This is a genomic window from Sphingobacterium sp., assembly GCF_039596235.1.
In the GTDB taxonomy this organism is placed as follows: domain Bacteria; phylum Bacteroidota; class Bacteroidia; order Sphingobacteriales; family Sphingobacteriaceae; genus Sphingobacterium.
This window is the reverse complement of the sequence record NZ_JBCNKE010000008.1, coordinates 51,381-69,880: the sequence shown is the minus strand read 5'-3', so window position 1 is coordinate 69,880 and position 18,500 is coordinate 51,381. Positions and strand designations below refer to the sequence as shown.

The window sequence follows — 18,500 nt, the reverse complement described above, 5'->3', positions numbered from 1 at the left end:
ACACAGGTTCCAATACAACGAACCTGTGTATTTCATGGTTACTTTTTATTGATCCGCCCCTTAAACCGGCTGATACCGTCCATAAAAGCTTCTACAATTATTCTTCCTTTAGGAAGATGAGTAAGGTCGTAGTTGAATACCGCATCCTTTATGGCTTTATATTCATGCTTTTGCCACTCTACGCCATCTACTGTTATCCGTACGGTCATATCACTCAGTTGATTGGATACTACATTTAATTGGGTTTGGTCCACCACTGATCTGGGGTAAAGTGAAAATGCATATCGGGCGTTTTTTGTATCCATATCGAAACCTGAAACAGCTTTAAAGCTAAACATTTCCCCGACACCGCAATCACTTTCAAATGCATGAATAAGATTTCCTTTGAGATCAAAAATGCGAAGATAACCATCACCGTTTTCGGGTTGTGCCCAAAACTGTAGTCCATTCCCAGCCGTATCGATTAGACGAAAGGAGTAGTTGCCTGCAGTAAGACGTATCGTATCCGTATAAAGTGTAACTGCAGTCAACTGGGCTGGTTTTTTTTGAAAAATTGTATCCTGCTTAGCATTTATCAAAAAAATACTGTTGTCCTGAGGTGCTTTATTTGTAAGGAATTTCACCACAAATTCAGCAGGAAACTTCTCTGGTGCTGTAAAAACAGTTTCCATTTCATTGTCTCCGGACCATGCGTCTTTCTTACCGTTCGGTTGGACAAGTTCTACATGAAAGATATTCTCGCCATCTTTTTCTTGAATTTCTCCTGGCAGTAATACTTCTGCGGCTTGATTAAAGGAAAGATTCCCCTCCCAATCGAATGTTCTGGAAGGAAAGCCCTTAGTTCCATATACAATATGGAGCGAATGTAAGGGTTCTGCGCCGAGATTTCTAAAAGATATCCGCGGACCTGAACTTGCTGGATTTAGTCTCGAAAAACGCTGTTCATCATTAGGTACCATAATAGATTCAACAGCAACATCTATTTTTTGATTGGGTTTCGAATAATGAAATAAATAAGCTGAGATATTTTCAACCGCTTGTATATTAGCTGTTGCAGTATAGGGCTCCATTTGCAATGCGGTTATATGACGTCCCGGCTTTGTAAAAACATCAATTACATCAGGTTGCTGTAGATCACCGGGACACCAATATGCTCGGTCAAAGATCCAAGTTCCACCTTGTGGATATAAGGGGTTGTCCCCACACTTTTTCCACATATCCCGCAGGTCGACAACCTTTCCGTCAAGCCTGAGTTCACGCCACCGCGTACAAAACTCACTGCAGCCACGGGGTTTGTCCATACCGTGCCCAGTATGCTGAATGCGTATCCGGCTTAAATCCGCATGTCCCAGCGATTGATAAACTACCGGCAATAAAGTTTCTTCTATCTTTTCGTTGGGATCACCATACTTAAAGGCTTTATTCCATAAAGGCGTTATGCCCAGTGCAGTTACAACCGGAGGCCCAGATAGTATTTCAAAATCTATGCTAAGCGCCCAGCCGACGGTTTTATCCTCAAAGCCCGAATGGACGTATACAATCTCCACACTATCCCGCAAAAAGGGAGCAAAATCAGTGACATCTACTTGCCACTTCCATTGCCAGCCCTTATTGTAAATACTGCCATAAGGGGTCAGCATTCGACCTAATTCATAGTTGAGGGTCTCTCCTTTTGCTCCGCCTTTGCGTCTCAATACGATATGATCCAAATAATCCCAATGTGCTGTGTTCAAGCTATCAGGACTTCCCAAAGTGACATGCATGGTTATTTTTCGTACAGGATACTCGGCTTTGGGAAATACTCCCCATGCTGGATAGGGATTTTCACCTTTAGCAGCATCACAAATAATAGTCGCGCGGTCGTGCGTAACAACATGGCTTATAACTTGCTTTTGTGCGACAGCATAATAGCCGATAATAAGCCACACAAGAATAAGTATAGGTCTTAAGTTCATTAAGTTAATTTAAAAGCTAGTCCAAAATCTGGTCAAAAAAAAAGGAAAGTCTGTAATTTGACTTTCCTTTTCAAAAGTAGCGGGGAGCAGGATCGAACTGCCGACCTCAGGGTTATGAATCCTGCGCTCTAACCATCTGAGCTACCCCGCCGTTTCGGTATGCAAATATACCACTTCACCTGTCAATTCAAAAGATTTTTTTATTTTTTTTAGCGTTCTATCATGATCAAAAACCTTTATACCACACAACAAACTCATTCTTAACGAAGTAAAAAGACATTTAAGCCACGAAAAAAATTGGAATAAGAGATCGGGGATTTTAAATTCAAATATTTGAGAAAAAGCCTTCAACTTTTCACAAAAAAACTTGCAATAACAAAATAAATATGTATTATTACAAATAATAAGTTTATGCAGTAAAAAGCAAAATGGGGAGAGATTTGTAGCGGGGAGCAGAATCGAACTGCCGACCTTTGGGTTATGAATCCAACGCTCTAACCATCTGAGCTACCCCGCCATTTTGGGAATGCAAATATAGCTTATTTTTGATTTAAACAAACTAAAATTTAAAAAAACATTTATATGGCAGATAAAATAAAATTCCAATTAGAATATATCATCAACTCTTCACCTAGAATTTTATTTCCGTATTTGCAAGAACCAAACGAACTGGCACAATGGTTTGCAGATGATGTAAACTACAAAGACACTGTTTATACTTTCATTTGGGACGATGAACCGCATCGTGCAAAAATCGTCGCGTCAAAGGAAAACAAATCGGTGCGTTTTAAGTGGCTCGATGATGATCCCTACTATTTTGACCTAGAGATTGATCAAGATGAACTGACAAATGATGTTGCACTTAAAATAACAGATTTTGCTAAAGAAGAGGACTTGGAAAATAGAAAATTAATCTGGAAAAATTCAATCGTCTATCTTCAAAGTGTTATAGGTGCATAAAAAAACCTATCTTTGCAATATATTTTCACCAAGGGCTCTAAAAGAGCTCTTTGGATGAAAGATGCTTTAATGTAAAGGCATCAGTTTGCTTAGCGTCACGGATGAAAAAGGTTCATTTACTTATTCTTCAAGCTTTCATTAAACCATTCATCGTCACATTTTTTATTGTGATGTTTGTATTATTGATGCTTTTCCTATTTAAATACATTGATGATTTGATCGGAAAAGGATTTGAATGGTACACCATTATGGAGCTTATTGGATATCAATGCATTGTTCAGATTCAAATGGCAATGCCTTTGTCCATGTTATTGTCTTCCATTATGACCTTTGGTAACCTAGGGGAAAGCTATGAGCTTGTAGCTATCAAGGCCGCGGGTGTATCACTACGTAAAGCCATGACTCCCCTATTTATACTTGTAGCGATCTTCGCCACAAGCTCTTTTCTATTTTCCGATTTCATCCTACCTGTCGTCAATCTAAAGATGGGCACGCTATTGACAGATGTGCGAAATAAAAAAGCCGATTTTCTAATCAAACCAGGTATTTTTAACAATACGATTCCGGGATATTCCATTCGTGCAAGAGGAAAAAATAAAGAAGGAACCATTCTTTATGATCTAATGATTTACGATCATCGTGGTGGAAACACAGCCAATAATGTTTTAATGGCCAAAGAAGGCTATATCTATAATTCACCGGACAATAGCTATATGATCCTCAAACTAAAGGATGGAATACGCTATGAAGAGTCTCGAACCAAGAACTCAAAAACATACGATCCACGCCAGCAATTTACACGCTTTAAGTTTAAGGAAACAGAACAAAAATTCGACATGGGTAGCTTTCAACAAGGCAAAACAGATGAAAGTCTTTTCAAGAGTCACCATGCAATGTTAAACCTTAGACAATTGGATATGTATATTGACTCCAACCATATTAAAATTGATAGTATGGGTAAAGCAATCACAAGGACGTTAGATACGCGTTATAATATCTATTCAAAGTATTTTAGTCCAAATCAACCCGGCCAGCCAAAAGTAAAAGAAGCAAAGATCAAACCTTATAAAGATCTGGTCGCCGATCTTGTCCCCTCTGAACAACGGACACAGATCACTATGAACGCATTGAGCCAACTAAACTATTTAAAAGAAGATCTTAATAGTCGTACCCTTGAATTTAAAGATTATAAGACCAAAGACATCCGTTATCGCATTGAATGGCATAGAAAGTTTACATTGGCTGTATCTTGTCTGCTGTTATTTGCGATCGGAGCCCCTTTAGGTGCAATTATTAGAAAGGGAGGGCTCGGGCTTCCGGTTGTTATGGCTATCATTTTCTTCCTAATCTATCATATTATCTCTACGGTAGCGGAAAAAACGGCTAAAGATGGAGCCATATCTTCGGCTATCGGAATGTGGATGGCCATTATCGTATTAACACCTTTAGCTGCATTTTTGACCTATAAATCAACTACTGATTCTGCTCTTTTTGATATTGATCAGTATAAATTAAAAACTGAAGCAGCCTGGAAATGGATCAAAGAGAAATTCGCTAAAAAGAATAAATTAAAAGAGTCACATTAGATTTGTGACAGCCTTATTATAAATAAAATTAGATTCTACACTAACTTTGTATCAATACAATATAACAATTAAATGGAATTCAAATTAAACACGATCGAAGAAGCGATCGCTGATATACAAGCAGGAAAAGTAGTTATCGTCGTAGATGACGAAGATCGTGAAAATGAAGGTGATTTTATCACTGCAGCCCGTAATGCAACTCCCGAAATTATCAATTTTATGGCAACCCATGGTCGTGGTTTAGTATGTGCTCCGATCACCAAGGAAAGAGCTGATGCTTTACATCTTGACCTAATGGTGGGACAAAATACCGCTGTTTATGAAACTAATTTCACGGTTTCTATCGATTTACAGGGATACGGTTGTACAACTGGGATCTCTGCATCTGATCGTTCAAAGACGATCAAGGCAATGATCGACCCCAATATTCACTATGAAGAATTGGGTAGACCGGGGCATATCTTTCCATTGATTGCTAAAGATGGTGGTGTACTTCGCCGTACAGGACATACCGAAGCCACTGTTGACCTTGCTCGCTTGGCAGGTTTTGAACCAGCAGGTGTATTGGTCGAAATCCTAAAAGAAGATGGCGAAATGGCAAGACTCCCAGAATTAATGGAAGTTGCCAAAAAATTTGATTTAAAGATTATCAGTATTGAAGACCTTATTGAATACCGTTTAAAACACGATTCATTGATCAATGAAGAAGTAACAGTCAATATGCCGACGCAATATGGTGATTTTCAAATGAAAGCCTTTACACAAAAAGATACTGGCGAACAACATCTCGCCCTTTATAAAGGAGAATGGAACGAGGATGAACCCATTCTTGTCCGTGTACATAGTTCTTGTGTGACCGGTGATATTTTTGGTTCTTGCCGTTGTGACTGCGGACCTCAACTTCACAAGGCGATGGAGATGATTCAAAACGAAGGAAAAGGTGTAATTGTCTATATGAACCAAGAGGGGCGCGGTATTGGATTAATCAATAAATTACATGCTTACAAATTACAGGAAAATGGCCTAGATACTGTTGATGCTAATACACAACTTGGATTCAAGGCTGATTTGAGAGACTATGGCGTAGGTGCACAAATCCTACGGAACCTAGGTGTAACAAAAATGCGCCTGATGTCCAACAACCCTACGAAACGTGCAGGATTGGTCGGTTATGGTCTGGAAATTGTAGAAAATGTTCCAATTGAAATTACAGCGAATCCCTACAACGAGGAATATCTAAAAACTAAAAGAGATCGTATGGGTCATACCATTATGAAGAATCTGTAATAGAAATTAGAAAAGAATCTATTAAAAGCGGTGTTTCTCCATGGAGAACACCGCTTTTTTATGAAAGTTGTGATGTTCCCATGGCAGTTCTTTCAAGAAATAGAGGTAACTTTATACATATGGATACGAAAGGTAAACATATCATCTTTTTTGACGGTGATTGCTTAGTTTGTAATCGTTTTGTTCAAATTCTATTGAAAATAGATCGTAATAATAGATTTCTATTTAGTTCTCTACAATCTGACTTCGCTAAAAATAGTTTACATGCCACGCCTAAAAATATTGATTCCATCGTCTACTTGTCTCCTAACAGCAGTTTCATTAAAAGTGAGGCGATATTGAATATCTGCAAAACATTAGGTTTTCCATATTCAATCGTATATTCCCTAAAAATATTACCAAAGGCATGGCTGGACACAGCTTACGATTATTTTGCAAAAAATCGTTATAAATGGTTTGGATCCAATACATCCTGCACTGTCCCCTCCGAAAGACAACGAAAAAAATTTATCTAAGTAAAGCCTTCTATAATCTTGTGTGTTTACCAAACAATGAGTAAACGGATATTGTTTCAAAAGTAGCGGTTATTCGGACAGCCCAGGAAATAAATAAAATACAGACCATAGAAAGAAACATTAATTTGAAAAAAATATAATTCCAATGAAAAATCCACTTATAATTGACAAAGCCTATATAAATGGAAAATTTATCACATCAAAAAATACATTTGATGTGATAAACCCCGCCACAGGAAAAGCAATTGCAGTATTACCGGATCTTAAAGTTGCTGACTGCATTAAAGCAATACAAGCCGCTGATAAGGCATGGAAAAGCTGGAAGAATACAACGTCAACAGAACGCTGTATTATTGTTCGCAACTGGTACAATCTTATTCAACAAAATAAAGACTTGCTTGCTGAAATTATGACACTTGAGAGTGGAAAACCTCTCCATGAATCGAAAGTAGAAGTAGATTACGGCAATTCATTTGTTGAGTGGTTTGCCGAAGAAGGTAAGCGAGCCTATGGGGAAACTATCCCAGTCCAGAAAAAAGGAACACGCATGATGACCATCCGACAGGGAGTGGGTGTCGTTGCTGCAATTACGCCCTGGAATTTCCCTTTAGCTATGATTACCCGAAAGGTTGCTCCCGCACTCGTGGCAGGCTGTACAGTAGTTCTCAAACCTGCATCACAGACACCTTTATCTGCAATTGCATTGGTCAAACTAGCTGAAGAGGCCGGTGTCCCAAAAGGCGTCTTCAATGTTATTACAGGAAAAGACAGTGCTGGTATAGGAAAAGAACTAGCTACAAATGATCTTGTACGAAAGCTTTCTTTTACAGGCTCTACCGAGGTAGGTAGAACATTGGTCGAACAATCAGCTTCAAACATCAAGAAAGTCTCCATGGAACTTGGTGGAAATGCCCCCTTTCTAGTATTTAATGATGCAGATATTGATGCCGCAGTCGAAGGTGCTATAGCCGGTAAGTTCCGAAATGCTGGACAGACATGTGTCTCTATTAACCGTTTCTTAGTCCAGGAAGACATCTACGATGAATTTGCTACAAAACTTGCGCATGCAGTTCGTCAATTAAAAGTAGGCAATGGATTGGACAAGGGAGTTCAAGTTGGGCCATTGATCAATGCCAAGGGATTAGAAAAAGTGCAACTTCATGTTCAGGATGCTTTAAAGCACGGCGCAGAATTAGCGACAGGTGGACATGTGATCAAAGATCTTTTTTTCCAACCTACTGTCCTAACGAATATCCCCAAAGAAGCACTTATATTTCATGAAGAAACTTTTGGGCCAGTTTGCGCACTGTTTAGTTTCAAAACAGAAGAAGATGGTATCACCATGGCCAATCAAACTGAATTTGGCCTTGCCTCCTATTTCTATAGTACCGATATCAATCGTTGTTTTCGCGTAGCAGAACAACTTGAAGCTGGTATGGTAGGTGTTAATACGGGATTAATATCAAATGCAGCAGCTCCATTTGGTGGAGTAAAACAATCTGGCGTAGGTCGAGAGGGATCAAAACATGGGCTCGATGAATATATGGAACTGAAGTACATCTGTTTCGCCGAATAAATACGACATAGCCAACTACTATTATGGAAAGAGGCTGCTTGTCCCATATATTATCATTGTTAAATGTATGAGACAGGTAGCCCCTTTGTTTATCGATTTTATGTCGACCACGCTTCTTGGTCAATCAAACCCCGCCACAGAAAAATAAGCTTCGGCTCAGCTGGATAATTACCGCTGTGTTTTAATAAATTCTGTCAATTTTTCCCGTGTTGAACTAAAAGACAATGCTTCGCCTACTTTATCATAGTTTTCTTTATCCACACAACCTGAATAAGCATATTTAGCAAAAGCCAATTTATTATCGTCCCTTACAAATAGTTCCATGAGATCTATAATTTCGCTACTGCGCAATCGTCTATTTTTCAGTTCCTGAGCAGCAATCTGCAAACGGTCTTGATCATTTTCTTTTTGATTGAGCAGATCGTTCAATTGATTAGCTTCATTTTTATCTGGATACTCCATATTATCGGCCGGATCTTCTTGGTTTCGTTGACCATAGTTTCGATCATCCTCAGACTCGCTATAGCGCTCGTTTTGTTGTTGATCGCGATAATAGCTGTCTGCATTATCATCATCGTCATTGTAGTTATCCCTATTACGATAATTATCATTATACCGACCAACAGGATTCATCGATTCCAATACAATTCCTCTATTTCCGCCACGGCTGCTTACGGAAAACACAACATCAAGATATTGGCCGTTTCGATTAACAAGCTGCACCGCAGTCCCGTTTAGTGTTCTACGCTGTCTATTTGCGAATACTATTCGGAGATTATACCTTGGATTTTGTAAATTCGGCACACGAATATCATTGGAGGGTCTAGTATTGTACAAAACATTATTGATATAAAGAAAGAAAGGAGCATCGATCGAATAGATATTTAATGTTCCTCCATAAGGTCTATAACGTTGGGCAAATACCCCATTTGCCATAGCTAGCAACATGATCACAGTCAAAAGTCTTTTGTACATATTCCTTTTCAATTTATAATCGTTCGACTAGTAAGAATAAAAAAGGATTAAGAAAAATAAGAATTTAACGTTTTACTTGAGTTGCTTTTTATTTCGGAACTTTTTGTAGAGTTTTACAGCCATCATCAGAGAAATCGATAATATTAAAAGTCCGAGGACACCAAATATCCAATTGAGAGCAGATTTTAAGACGACTGTAAATACGATTGCAAATAATAATACAGTTGCCAGCTCATTCCAAAGACGCAATTTGGTCGAGGACCAAGTGGAAGATTCCTCTTTTAATTGAAACATAATACGCTGGCAGGCAAAGTGATAAAGAATTAGTCCCAATACAAAAGTAAGTTTAACATGCATCCAACCCATGGTCAACAATCCCGGATTGATATACAGCATGACAAAAGCCGCCAGAATAGTAAGATACATGGCAGGTGTGGTGATAATCCACCACAATTTGCTCTCCATCAGTATAAACTGTTTATGCAAAACCCCATATTCTTCCGCAGATTTGGATTTAGCTTCCGTATGATAAATGAACAAGCGAACGATATAAAATAATCCGGCCATCCAACAAACCACAAAGATAATATGAACTGCTTTTGCGTATAAATAGACCATAGTTACAAAAATAAGAAAAGTTAAGTGCAATCGATAAAGCTAAGCTTTAATTAGATAAATCTTACATACAGTATACAAAAAGACGCAGAACTTTTCCTTGATAACTTTAGTGCCAGTAATATATGAAATAAACAAAGCTTCAAACCTGCTAGATCGCATAGCGGATTTGAAGCGTTAGTATTTCCGGCTATTTCAATCGGTCTATTTCTTTTGTGAAGAAGTATTTAATTCCTTATAGAGCAAGAACAAATGGGCTGCTGACCAGCTAAAATGTGGAGCTTTAAGCTTTTTACCGGTGCGGGCCTCATAGTTCTCATGAATCGGTCCATTGCCAGACAATCCCTCCAGCCGCTCAAATACTTGGTGAGTATATAAATCCGCTTCTTTTTGATAACCGTATTTCCTTAATCCAGAAATCGCAAAATAAACCTGATCCAACCAAATAGGGCCACGCCAATATCCACGATCCATAAATTTAGGGTCATCTAGCGCAGCAGTAGGGAAAGGCACAAAGGAGCCAAATTTAGCGGTATCCCGCATCACACGTATCACAGCTTCAGCCTGTGACCTAGTCGCTGAGCCTGTCCACAACGGCGACCAACCTTCAGGACCAAAACACGTGATAAACGTTCCATCCAATTTGCGATCGAAATAATAACCATGCTCACTATCAAAGAAATATTCCATCGTTAGGTAGGGTTCCTTTTTTCCCCGAAATGGCACACCGAGCAATTCCGCAAAATGCATCAGATATTTTCGTTCCAACTCAAGATAAGCACTGAGCTCCACAGACTCTTGATCCATGCTCCAGGCACCTTTTTCATTTAATAACATCTGAGTGCTATCATACCGTATAGCGTTGTCCATGCCGCTTTCCCACTTCGCGGCTTCCAATGTTCCATCAGTAGCACCGTACTCACAGATGCCATTTTTATTATGGTCCCGGTAACGAAACCACCATTCATGATACAAGACTAGTTTATCATACATTTCACGTACAAAAGATAAGTCATGATCTGCCTCATAGATTGCATTTACCGCCCAGGCAGCTAATGGTGGCTTGGAATCACGGTAATTATTCTCGCGATGGTCCGTGTAAATACAATCAGCAATCATCCCGACACTATCTTGAAAATCAAACATAGCGCGAATCTGATCTTTCGCCAAAACAGGATCTATCTGTGCCAGTGCAACAGCATGCTTCCAAGAGTCCCAGGCCCAAAATCCAACAAAGTAGTCAGCTACATGTGAAGGGACGACACCGTCATGTTTTAATTCCTTTTTTGCACTCCGCCAATTGCTCATCAGCGTCATCATACTTTTCACCATAATGCGATGTTCCTCCATGGAGAGTTCCGAACGTGTATTTGAGCTGATATAATTCGCCCAGCGTGCTGTATGCTGTATGCTTAAAGCCCTACTTTGCTTAACAGTGGCTTTTGCTGCTACAAGCGCTTTTTCCAAACTGATCGGGTTAGCATAATGGATCAGGACAATCTCTGTATCAGCTTTTTCTAAATGGGCTTCATATTTCCCCTGATTACAAGTTACTTTCACACCAGCTTCAAAAGATAGTAAAAGAAGTTCCCCATTTGGAAGTTTAGACCACAACGTATTATCTGCTAATGTCCATTGCCCTTGATTGAGATTGCCATAAGTCCATAGCTCTTTTGATGATTTGTTTTTAATATGAAAGATGGCAGTTGTTGATGAAACGAGTTTCATAGTTTGCTCAACTTCCATACCCTCTCCTCGCAAACGCATCCACAAGTGATCCGGATAATAACAACTGCTATCACGGCTCAGAAGATTTTTTTCTCGAACCAGAGCTGTTCCAATCTGCAACAAAGCACTACTTAACCAAGCGCGCGCATCCAGATCATAGGGTCCACAAAAACCGGTCACGGTCTTATTCTCATGGATACCAAATCCCACCCAAGCGCCGCGATCGGTATAAAATGGATTTGTTCGACGGGCTGAACCTTCCGGTTCCTGTTCGACCCTTAACAATCCACCATAACCATCCATTTTAGAAGGCTTGACCGTATTGCATCCTACTAAAATCAAACAAAAGCTAATTATAACCCATAAGGTTTCGATCTTATTTCTCATAAATAACAAAAAAAAGTAACTAGAAAGGGAACACTGAAGTCAACCAATATACCATGGATGATCGCAACGAGAACATATTGTTTGCCGGAGTATTGTGTGATAATGGGTAATGCAGTATCCATGCTTGTGGCTCCAGCGATAGAAATCGGCGCCAATGGACCAAACCATTTCCGAGCTAATGGAGCCATCAAGAGAGCTAATAGTTCACGCATCAAATTCGACATCAACGCTATAGTTCCCAATGTGACACCCTTATACTGTGTAATAAAAATACTTGATAAAGAATAGTAACCAAATCCAGATCCTACGGCCATGCTTTCAGGTGCGTTCCAGTCCCGGATAAAGAAACTAATGATAAACGTACCTAACAATGTTCCAACGATAGTTGCCAGGGGCACAAGCACGATGCTTAAATTAACTTTTCGAAGAGACACTAAGAGTTCTCTATCATACCCAATGGTGACCCCGACCAACAACATCAATGCATAGAGGACGTAAGTATTCCATTCTTCTTTCAACAATTCAGCTGGAATAATTCCCTTGAAACCGACAAAAACACCCACGATAAAAAATGCGAGAATGATCAAACTACCTTTCATGTTTGCTAAAGAATAAACGATAAACGAGCCATGAGCAAAGAACACTCCCAGCTACTCCGGCCAATGTGATCAGTATAGCTTGCAACCCCAATGTATCAAGATTATCTACTATTTTTGGATTTTGTCCGACCTCTCGTCCCAAGAGAAATAGTAAGGCAAATATGACCAATCGGACAAGAATACCTGTATGTTTAAGAATAGGATAGGATCGAAGTCCTATCCCTATTCCCACACCTAAAAGCATGACAAAAAAAACGGTAAACATGCTCCTTAATTAATTTTATCATTTGATTTGATCTCCAGCAATGGAACGGGGTAAAAGTTATGCTTAGCTGGATCAAAACTATTCCGATCGACGGCCTGCAATGCTTCTTTCGCTTTCCCCCATCTTCGCATATCGTAGAATCGGGTATTTTCCAAAGCAAACTCCACGATACGCTCATGTTCGATACGTTTTTTCACTTCGGTAACAGACAAATTCAAAGGAAGCGCCGGCATATCAGCTCGTTGGCGTACCTGGTTGATCAAAGGTATAGCATCCCCGGGACGATTACGTTCGTTTAGGGTTTCAGCCAACAACAGCAATACATCAGCATAACGCATCAAGGGAAGATTGACTGCTGTACGCGATTTGTCCAAATCAGCAGCCGTCCTTGGTAAGTACTTTCTGAAACTTGCCCGGTCAGATCCGGCGCCAAATATTTCATCGTAAGTAAAGCCATAAACACCCCCATTCTTCAAATCATTGAAGTAAGGATCATTACAAAATACCGTCTGGTACATACGCGAGTCATAACGCCCTGTTGTCGCAATCTTACCTTCCTTTTTAAATTCATTTAAGAGCATCTTGCTCGGCAAAATTTCGTCCCAACCTCCCAGTTCTCCCACGGCTATCCACTTATGCAATGCTGTGCGGTAACTCGCCCCATTAGCCGTGTTATCCGTAAATTGAAGTTCAAAAATTGATTCTGCACTATTTTTATTTGTACCGTCAAACATAGACAGGAAATCTTTTTCCAGCTTATATCCTGATACGGCTTTGAAAGCCTGCTCAGCTTTTCCGAGAAGTTCATCCTTCTTCGCCGTATTTTCATAGGCCAAAGTCAAATAACTGTACCCGAGGTAGGCGTTCGCCGCTCCCTTGGTTGCCCGACCGGCATTCGCAGCCTCCTGTTTCATCGGCAGATTGGCAACTGCAGCCTCCAGATCCCCGATAATAAAAGCCCATGCTTCATCCCGCGCAGACAATGCTTTATTAATCTTTCCCTCACTGGTGATATATTGATCGCGGACAATGATCTTCTCCCAGTTGAGTAACAGTTTAAGATGATAATAGGCACGTAGAAACTTCGCTTCAGCTATAATCTGACTTTTCTTATTTGCATCCATTTCAATTGCTGCAGTCTTCTCGATGACTTGATTTGCATATGAAATTCCACGATAGGCTTTGCTCCAATAGGCCGTAAATTGACTATTACCGTTTGTATAGGTAAAATTATAGAGTTCCACCCAAGTTTGATAGTTCAAGGCATCACTTCCTATTTCACAAACATCTTCACGATAGGCTTCGACCGGAAATTTTACCTCTGCAAATTCCCATACATCTGTCGCCGCTTCCAACTGCGAGTACGCAGCAGAAAGTCCAGACTCGGCATCCTCAGCATTACGCCAAAAATTATCTGAAGTAAGTTTGTCTGGTGATGCTAAATCCAATTTATCGCTGCAGGACAATGTCGTACTTAATGCACATGCGATACAAAGAATCCATTTATAATTTGTTTTATTCTTTTTCATCTTTTTTTTCTTTAATTATGATACAATAAATACCCAAGTCCTAAAACGTGAATTGAACTCCAAAGGAATAAGACTTGGTAAATGGAAAAATATAACGGTCCACACCTGTATTTAACACGCTGGATTTATTATTGACTCCAGATGGTGCAAACTCAGGATCAATTCCTTTGTATTTTGTCCAGGTATACATATTCTGTCCACTGATATAAAATCGTAGATTTTCTGAACGGATTGCATGTAAAAGATTTTTAGGTAAAGTATATCCGATCTGCAACTGACGTAATCTAATAAAGTTACCTGACTCCAGAAAACGTGTAGATTCACGACTGTTTCCATTTGGGTCTTGTAATACAGCACGTGGAACATCGGTATTACGGTTATTTTCTGTCCATGCATCTAATGTGCTACTCAGAAAGTTTGATCCAGAACTCATGGCTTCAAAAAAGTACCTGTTCCCGTTATAGAGTTTATGTCCCCAACCACTTCCGATCAATGCCGAAAAATCAATCCCTTTGTAAGAAGCCCCAAGATTCAATCCCACTTCCAATTTAGGAATTCCCGTACCACTGTATTTTTTATCTTCATCATCAATTACACCATTACCATCGACATCGACAAAGCGGATATCGCCTGGCTTGGCATTATCTTGTAACAACTTACCATCCTTGTTGACATGTTTGTTCACCTCTTCCATATTCTGGAAGATACCATCAGTCTGGTAAAGGAAAAATGCGCCGATCGGATAGCCTACACGAGTTTGATTAGGAAAATGTTCCGTATCGAATTTAAGCCCATTTCCCAAAAGAATCTGATCTTCATTCGCGAGGCTCACCACTTTATTTTTCAATGTTGATAGATTTAAGCCGATATCGTACTGAAAAGCATTCTTTCGATTAGCGTACTTTAGTTCAAGCTCAAAACCTGAATTTCGGATCTTCCCAACATTTAATGTCGGATCTTCCAAACCTGCCGATGGAGCGACTTTTTTAGTGATCAAAAGATCGTTGGTGGTTTTAGTAAAATAATTTACCGAACCCCTTAATAAATTATTGAATAGACCGAAATCGGCGCCTATATTTTTTGATTCTGTAGTCTCCCAGCTCAACAGTCTATTCTCAAGCCCCATTGCTATGCTTCCGGGCCAAGGATTGCCACTTCCGCGTACATATCCCATGTATAAGTTGTTGTAGGTACTGATCAGCGCCTGGTGGTCATAATATCCCAAGGCGACCTCATTTCCCAGTTTCCCCCAGCTTCCCCTTAATTTCAGATTGGATACGAAAGATTCCTTTGGAAAGAATGCCTCCTCATCGATCTTCCAGCCCAATGCTATCGAAGGGAAATTTCCATATCGGCTATCTTTTCCGAATTTGGATGAGCCGTCACGACGTAAGGTTAACTGTACCAGGTAACGATCAGCATACGAGTAATTGATACGTCCGAAGATAGACACGCGGTTATAGTCATATTTAGAACCATCGGCAGAAAATGTCCCTCCCTGTCCCGAACTGATGGTCATAAAGTTCGGGTCCAAAAATCCCTCGGCGCTCTCTTTACTCATTAGTTTACCATTCTCAACCGAGTATACGATCTTCTTTCCTTCAACACCCACATTATTCCAATTAGATTCCTGCATATTCAACGAACTGCCCAAAAGTGCATTTAAACTATGTTTTCCAAATTCGGTTTTATAGTTCAGGAGATTATCAAAGACCTGCTCCTGCCAGTAACTGCGCCCTTCCCAATAAAAAGGAAATTCATAAGGATTTTTTTCATCGGAAGCAAATGGCGGATAATGGTAATAATTTTGTGTATTGATCGCATTAAAAGCATAACTTGTTTTAAAGGTTAGGCCTTTAATAATATCCACGCTAACAAAAGCATTTCCCGCAAAATCCTGCTTTTTGGTCCAGCTTGTTTTATAATGTTCATCAGCAACCACGTTGACATTATTAGGAATACCACCCCAATTTGTCAAACCAAAACCACCTTTTTCTCCGGAGTCATACACCGGCACTAAAGGCGAAATCATATACGCTTCTTTTAGACTAAAATTAGGCCCGTGGTATTTCGAATTCGTATAGGCCATGTTCCCTTCCACCGTAAAGATATTCTTCTTGGTCCCCAGTTTCATACGGACATTTTCCTTTTTGAAATCGTTCGCAATAACTACACCCTTGTCATTACTTAAGTTAGCGGACAGAGAATAGCGGGTATTGTCTTGTCCGCCCCGGATGGCAACACTATTCGCTGTGGAAAGCCCTGAACGGAACACCTCTTCTTGCCAATCCGTATTATTCGTACCTGGTTTGTTGATATAGTCTGGGAGTTTAACTGCTGTCGTAGCGTACTTATTGTATTCGTCATACATTTGGCGATGCACTTTTACATATCCCTCAGCATCCAGCACTTTTAGTCGATTGGATGTCTCTGTTACATTCGTAAAACTATTGATATCCACAAGAATTTTACCGGATTTACCAGCTTTTGTGGTAACGATAACGACACCGTTGGCAGCGACGGAACCGTATATAGCAGCAGCGGCACCATCTTTAAGCACTTCCATACTTTCAATATCATTGGGATTGACGTTACTGATTGTACCGGGGAAACCATCTATGATATACAAGGGTTCATTACTACCAAAAGTATTGACCCCGCGGATCTTGACCTGTACCCCTGCACCGGCAATACCACTATTTTTCTGCACATTGACACCAGCAGCAACCCCCTGCAATGCCTCAGCGGGATTTGTTGTGGCTCGTTTTGACAGATCTTTTGTATTAATGCTCGCTATTGCACCCGTGACATCCGATTTCTTTAAAGTACCATATCCGATCACAACAACTTCATCAAGTTCTCTATTTCCACTAGTTAAAGTAACATTGATATCTTTTCCTGCCTGCACATTAATTTGTTGATTTTGGTACCCCACATAGCTTATCTGGAGGAAATCCTTCGCATTGATTTCCAATGAAAAAGCACCGGATAGATCAGTAGCAACAGTCTTCCCACTGCCCGTAGCATGTATACTTACCCCTGCTAGTGGCTCCCCCTTTTCATTTACTACATTTCCTTTTACTTGTCCCTTTTGCTGTTTATTTCCAACCTTACGTTTTAATAAAATCCGTTTCCCCGCAATGTCGTATGTAATCGAGCTCTCTTGTAACGCATCTTTCAACAGTGCTTCCAAGCTGCTTGCCTGAATATCATAGAAAAGTGGTGTCTTGACATCTACATCCGAATTACTGAACATAAATGAATAGCCATACTTCTTTTCAACAATTTCGATAAGTGACTTAAGATTTGAAGACTCCTTTTTGCCGGATGCCTGCTGCGCATTTACAGCAAAGAAGGTCTGGCTGAGGAGCAAAAGACTCATCAGAATAGGTTTCTTTTTCATAATTTATGGTATATTTTGTTTTAAGTAGTTTACATCATCAATTTTGGTTATCGCTTTTTTGAAACTATAGTAACAGATTTACCTTCTATTGTATAATGTATTGGTGTAATGACATTAATCAATTCCAAAATTTCGCGAAGGCTTTCAGTTTTCACTTTGAATGTATAATGCCTATCGGACTCTGCACCCTCCCAAGTAATATTGACTCCATACCAACGTTCCAATTTCTTGAGAACACTTTCCAAAGATTCGTCCTCAAAAACAAGCTCTTCGGATTTCCATGTGCTATATTGGACAGCATCCAATTGTCGGGCCTGCGTATACCGACCACTCCGTTTATCCAATTGGATCCAGTCATTAGGTTTTAATTCCCGGATCAATTGTCCTTTTTTATTTTTTATGGCTACTTTTCCACGCAACAAAGACACCTCTATTTTTCCATCATCGGCATAAGCCGAAACATCAAATGCAGTACCTTTAACCACAACATCCAAATGAGAAGTCTGCACAGTGAAGGGCATGTTTTCTTTTTTGACCACATCAAAAAATGCCTCGCCTTCGAGTGTAATCTTGCGATCATGCTGATTGAAAGCATGGGAGTAGGTCATCTTGGTTCCTGCATTTAACCAAGCTTTTGATCCATCAGGTAATATAACCTGTGATTTTTGACCTAAAGCCGTATAAACAATAGTCTGCTCCGCCGAAGATGTATTCATCAAAATATTACGCTGAATGAAATATGTTCCCAATGTCCCTGATAGAAAAATAAGAATTGCCGCAGCACTGATCCACCACAAAAAACGGTTCCTGTCAAAAACAATAGTTTTAACAACAGGTTGAATACGACCTTGAATTTTGTTCCAAATCCGTGAGCGATCGGCCCTATCAATGATCAACGGTGGAACCTTGAGATGTATCCATTCTTTTTCCAACTGCAAAAGATAATGGCGGTTTTGTTCACTTGAATCGAGCCAAGCTACAATCGCTTCATTTTCCTTTACATCACTCTCTTTTTTAAGATATCGAACTAATTGCTCCAGTGACGGCTTATAACTGCTATTCATTATTTTGGGTTTACGACAAATAGACACCTAGGCCGGAGAAAACCCCTAAAAGATTT

At 39.8% G+C, this 18,500-nt stretch carries 13 protein-coding genes and 2 tRNA genes; 4 read left to right on the top strand and 11 right to left on the bottom strand.

Annotated elements, in window-relative coordinates; translation table 11 throughout:
* Positions 1-38 precede the first annotated feature (38 nt).
* The 3 genes from ABDW32_RS16435 to ABDW32_RS16425 form a co-directional block, all read right to left on the bottom strand.
* Entirely contained in the window at positions 39-1,955 is a 1,917-nt protein-coding gene (locus tag ABDW32_RS16435) for a peptide-N-glycosidase F-related protein (RefSeq protein ID WP_343564302.1), read from the bottom strand.
* Positions 1,956-2,032: 77 nt separating this feature from the next.
* Positions 2,033-2,106, bottom strand: a tRNA-Met gene (locus tag ABDW32_RS16430).
* Between the two features lie 292 nt (positions 2,107-2,398).
* Positions 2,399-2,472 (bottom strand) — tRNA-Met (locus ABDW32_RS16425).
* A gap of 65 nt (positions 2,473-2,537) precedes the next feature.
* Between ABDW32_RS16425 and ABDW32_RS16420 the strand changes: the two genes are divergently transcribed.
* From ABDW32_RS16420 to ABDW32_RS16405, 4 genes are all read left to right on the top strand, one after another.
* Positions 2,538-2,915, top strand: coding sequence for an START-like domain-containing protein (locus ABDW32_RS16420; RefSeq protein ID WP_028070596.1), 378 nt, complete (start codon positions 2,538-2,540; stop codon positions 2,913-2,915).
* 101 nt (positions 2,916-3,016) lie between these two features.
* Positions 3,017-4,501 (top strand): LptF/LptG family permease, encoded by a 1,485-nt coding sequence (locus ABDW32_RS16415; RefSeq protein ID WP_343564300.1) that lies wholly within the window; start codon positions 3,017-3,019, stop codon positions 4,499-4,501.
* Positions 4,502-4,573: 72 nt separating this feature from the next.
* Complete coding sequence (locus tag ABDW32_RS16410; protein WP_077437666.1) at positions 4,574-5,788, top strand: bifunctional 3,4-dihydroxy-2-butanone-4-phosphate synthase/GTP cyclohydrolase II; 1,215 nt, start codon at positions 4,574-4,576, stop codon at positions 5,786-5,788.
* Between the two features lie 660 nt (positions 5,789-6,448).
* Positions 6,449-7,879 (top strand): NAD-dependent succinate-semialdehyde dehydrogenase, encoded by a 1,431-nt coding sequence (locus ABDW32_RS16405; protein ID WP_343564296.1) that lies wholly within the window; start codon positions 6,449-6,451, stop codon positions 7,877-7,879.
* 168 nt (positions 7,880-8,047) lie between these two features.
* On the opposite strand, the gene ABDW32_RS16400 is transcribed toward ABDW32_RS16405, so the two are convergent.
* The 8 genes from ABDW32_RS16400 to ABDW32_RS16365 form a co-directional block, all read right to left on the bottom strand.
* Positions 8,048-8,854, bottom strand: a complete 807-nt coding sequence (locus ABDW32_RS16400) for a DUF4476 domain-containing protein (RefSeq protein WP_343564294.1) — start codon at positions 8,852-8,854, stop codon at positions 8,048-8,050.
* A gap of 72 nt (positions 8,855-8,926) precedes the next feature.
* Positions 8,927-9,472, bottom strand: a complete 546-nt coding sequence (locus ABDW32_RS16395; protein ID WP_343564292.1) for a CopD family protein — start codon at positions 9,470-9,472, stop codon at positions 8,927-8,929.
* 201 nt (positions 9,473-9,673) lie between these two features.
* On the bottom strand, positions 9,674-11,539 hold the full coding sequence (locus ABDW32_RS16390; protein ID WP_343564290.1) for a glycoside hydrolase: 1,866 nt from the start codon (positions 11,537-11,539) through the stop codon (positions 9,674-9,676).
* Positions 11,540-11,580: 41 nt separating this feature from the next.
* Positions 11,581-12,183: a lysine exporter LysO family protein gene (locus tag ABDW32_RS16385; RefSeq protein ID WP_343564288.1), complete on the bottom strand. Its 603-nt coding sequence runs from the start codon at positions 12,181-12,183 to the stop codon at positions 11,581-11,583.
* Positions 12,173-12,448, bottom strand: coding sequence for a LysO family transporter (locus tag ABDW32_RS16380; RefSeq protein ID WP_343564286.1), 276 nt, complete (start codon positions 12,446-12,448; stop codon positions 12,173-12,175). Before ABDW32_RS16380 ends, ABDW32_RS16385 begins: the two co-directional genes overlap by 11 nt.
* A gap of 5 nt (positions 12,449-12,453) precedes the next feature.
* The gene (locus ABDW32_RS16375; protein ID WP_343564284.1) at positions 12,454-13,977 is read right to left on the bottom strand and encodes a RagB/SusD family nutrient uptake outer membrane protein; all 1,524 of its coding nucleotides are present in this window, start codon (positions 13,975-13,977) and stop codon (positions 12,454-12,456) included.
* Between the two features lie 40 nt (positions 13,978-14,017).
* Positions 14,018-17,380: a TonB-dependent receptor gene (locus ABDW32_RS16370; protein WP_343564282.1), complete on the bottom strand. Its 3,363-nt coding sequence runs from the start codon at positions 17,378-17,380 to the stop codon at positions 14,018-14,020.
* 47 nt (positions 17,381-17,427) lie between these two features.
* On the bottom strand, positions 17,428-18,444 hold the full coding sequence (locus ABDW32_RS16365) for a FecR domain-containing protein (protein ID WP_343564280.1): 1,017 nt from the start codon (positions 18,442-18,444) through the stop codon (positions 17,428-17,430).
* Positions 18,445-18,500 lie beyond the last annotated feature (56 nt).

Bases quoted from the DNA above. Each gene is read 5' to 3' on its own strand.
- ABDW32_RS16410 (WP_077437666.1), top strand. From the start codon at position 4,574: ATGGAATTCAAATTAAACACGATCGAAGAAGCGATCGCTGATATACAA.
- ABDW32_RS16405 (WP_343564296.1), top strand. From the start codon at position 6,449: ATGAAAAATCCACTTATAATTGACAAAGCCTATATAAATGGAAAATTT.
- ABDW32_RS16435 (WP_343564302.1), bottom strand. From the start codon at position 1,955: ATGAACTTAAGACCTATACTTATTCTTGTGTGGCTTATTATCGGCTAT.
- ABDW32_RS16400 (WP_343564294.1), bottom strand. From the start codon at position 8,854: ATGTACAAAAGACTTTTGACTGTGATCATGTTGCTAGCTATGGCAAAT.
- ABDW32_RS16380 (WP_343564286.1), bottom strand. From the start codon at position 12,448: ATGTTTACCGTTTTTTTTGTCATGCTTTTAGGTGTGGGAATAGGGATA.
- ABDW32_RS16385 (WP_343564288.1), bottom strand. From the start codon at position 12,183: ATGAAAGGTAGTTTGATCATTCTCGCATTTTTTATCGTGGGTGTTTTT.
- ABDW32_RS16415 (WP_343564300.1), top strand. From the start codon at position 3,017: ATGAAAAAGGTTCATTTACTTATTCTTCAAGCTTTCATTAAACCATTC.
- ABDW32_RS16365 (WP_343564280.1), bottom strand. From the start codon at position 18,444: ATGAATAGCAGTTATAAGCCGTCACTGGAGCAATTAGTTCGATATCTT.
- ABDW32_RS16395 (WP_343564292.1), bottom strand. From the start codon at position 9,472: ATGGTCTATTTATACGCAAAAGCAGTTCATATTATCTTTGTGGTTTGT.
- ABDW32_RS16375 (WP_343564284.1), bottom strand. From the start codon at position 13,977: ATGAAAAAGAATAAAACAAATTATAAATGGATTCTTTGTATCGCATGT.
- ABDW32_RS16370 (WP_343564282.1), bottom strand. From the start codon at position 17,380: ATGAAAAAGAAACCTATTCTGATGAGTCTTTTGCTCCTCAGCCAGACC.
- ABDW32_RS16420 (WP_028070596.1), top strand. From the start codon at position 2,538: ATGGCAGATAAAATAAAATTCCAATTAGAATATATCATCAACTCTTCA.